The 2398-nt window shown below is 60.7% G+C and carries 3 protein-coding genes; all 3 read left to right on the top strand.

Annotated elements, in window-relative coordinates; genetic code table 11:
• Positions 1-281: 281 nt before the first annotated feature.
• Complete coding sequence (locus AC1DP3_RS18150; protein ID WP_477295746.1) at positions 282-1085, top strand: carbohydrate ABC transporter permease; 804 nt, start codon at positions 282-284, stop codon at positions 1083-1085.
• Positions 1082-1906 carry a carbohydrate ABC transporter permease gene (locus tag AC1DP3_RS18145; RefSeq protein ID WP_477295744.1) on the top strand — a complete coding sequence of 275 codons (825 nt, stop codon included), beginning with the start codon at positions 1082-1084 and terminating at the stop codon, positions 1904-1906. Before AC1DP3_RS18150 ends, AC1DP3_RS18145 begins: the two co-directional genes overlap by 4 nt.
• Before the next feature lie 91 nt (positions 1907-1997).
• Positions 1998-2398, top strand: a 401-nt coding sequence (locus AC1DP3_RS18140; RefSeq protein WP_477295742.1) for an extracellular solute-binding protein, incomplete at its 3' end; no start/stop codon positions are given.

Below are 2398 nucleotides of genomic sequence, written 5' to 3'. Positions count from 1 at the left end.
TTTCCTACCTCCTCCGGCATCGCCGGCGGATCGGTCGGCCTGCGAGCGGGCGATTCTCTCCTGCACTCAGTGCCTCTTTCTGAAGGCACATCCATGCCAGGGAGCCGATAGCGATGTCGACGTTCAGAACTACGACGGCAGCGACATTCGGCGTATCCGAACCTGACCGCGGCCTCAACCGGGTGCGATCCGGGCCTGCGCGCCGACGGGCCCGCAGCCACTCAGTCGGGCGAAGTCTGTGGTGGTTCGTCCTGCCGGCTCTCGCGGTCTACCTCTATGTCGTGCTCGTACCCACCGCGCAGGGTGCGCTGTTCTCCTTCACCGATTGGTCCTCGTCGTCGCTGGACAAGAACTTCGTCGGGTGGGACAACTACGTCGAGATCTTTCAGGGAGAAGCGGGCCCGGCCACGCTGCGAACGCTCTTCATCGCCTTCGTGACGGTGATCGCGCAGAACGTGCTCGGATTGGGGTTGGCTCTGTTGCTCAACGGAGCCATTCGCGGACGCAACATCTTGCGAACGATCATCTTCGCACCGCTTGTCGTGTCCGCTCTGGTAGTCGGATACCTGTTCAAGTACATCTTCGGGCCACCCGACATCGGCGGCATCAACGTCGCACTCGACGCGTTCGGCCTGCCGCAGGTGGACTTCCTAGGAAACCCGACCACTGCGTTGTGGATCATCATCGTGACCATCATCTGGCAGTTCACCGGATCRACGATGGTGATCTATCTCGCTGGACTTCAGGGCGTTCCTCCCGAACTCCTCGAGGCGGCCGCGCTCGACGGCGCCGGATTCTGGAAGAGGTTCTGGTATGTGGTGCGCCCTCTTCTCGCTCCTGCCATCACCATCAACCTGATGCTCGGGCTCATCGGCGGCCTCAAGATCTTCGATCAGATCTTCTCTTTGACTGGTGGAGGACCCGCGGGTCAGACCCAGACGATCTCGACCTTGATCTATCAGCTCTTCGCACAGTTCGGCCAGTACGGAAAGTCTGCCGCCCTGGCGATGGTGCTGGCGGTGGCTGTGGCGATCCTTGCCTTCATCCAATTCTCGGTTCTTCGTCGACAGGAGCAGTACACATGAAGTCGCCACGGGGTTTGAGCGTTGCCACCCACACGCTCTCGTACGGCACGACGTTGTTGTTCCTGCTGCCGGTCTACATTCTGATCAACCTCGCCATCCGTCCGGCTGACGATTTCACCACTCCGTTGATCCCGAGCTCACGGGCGACGCTGGACAACTTCGTCAACGCGTGGACGCAGTCCTCACTGCCGTCCGCGATCGTCACGAGCGTCATCGTCACCACCCTGTCGTGCGTATCCGTCGTGGCGCTGGCCACCATGGCTGCGTACCCCCTCGCGCGTTCCACCGCGCGGCTGTCGAACAGGACATTCTTCGTCTTCCTGATCGGGCTCCTGCTCCCCTTCCAGCTCGCCCTGCTTCCTCTCTATATGCAGATGCGCGACATCGGACTGTTGGGCAGCATCTGGCCCCTCGTGATCATCTACACCGGGGTTCAGATGCCCTTCTCCATCTTCCTCATCACGACCTTCCTTCGTTCCAGCGTGCCTCTGGACTTTGAAGAAGCAGCTCGTATCGACGGCTGCGGGAACATGCGGGTCTGGTGGCACGTCGTCGTTCCCATGCTGCGACCCGTGCTGGGAACCTGCATCATCCTGAACGGCGTTGGCATCTGGAACGACTTCTTCACGCCGCTGATCTACCTCGCCGGCAGCAACCAGAAGACGATCCCGATGGYCATCTTCGAGTTCGTCGGCCAGTACTCGAGCAATTGGCCGCTGATCTTCGCCGGCCTCATCATTTCGATGATTCCCATCCTCGTGCTGTACCTCGTCTTCCAGCGCTACGTAATCCAGGGGTTCGCGGGCGGATTGAAGGGCTGACACTTCGGGCCTGGTGGCCCTCACACACGTTCGGCGTTGACTCACCGAGCAAACCAAGATGCACCTCAACTCACAGAACGGAAACGGTTCGATGAAGATCAAACATGGTCTCGGTGTCGCGACGATGCTCGTCGCAGGCTCCATGATGGCCGGATGCTCGGCGGGGGCTGCGAGCAGCCAGYCGACGGACGGCTCGGTCAGCGGCACTCTCACCGGTGTCTTCGACGTCAACTTCAAGGACACGATCGAGGAGATCGTGGGGAACTTCGAGGAGAAGTATCCCGATGTCGACGTCCAGTTCAACTACCAGGGTGGTGATGTCGGCGGCTTGATCTCCACTCAGATCCAGGCGAACACTGCTCCCGACATCCTGCTGACATTCCCCGGCGGGGATGCGGGCGCCGGTGCGAACGTCAACGTCGTGACGCTTGCCTCACAGGGGAAGCTGATGGACCTGTCCGACCAGGCTTGGACCAAAGACATTCCAGATGC

Source organism: Microbacterium sp. P5_B6 (genome assembly GCF_056400345.1).
The sequence above is the reverse complement of the archived record's forward strand: the minus strand, read 5'-3'. Positions and strand labels throughout refer to the sequence as shown.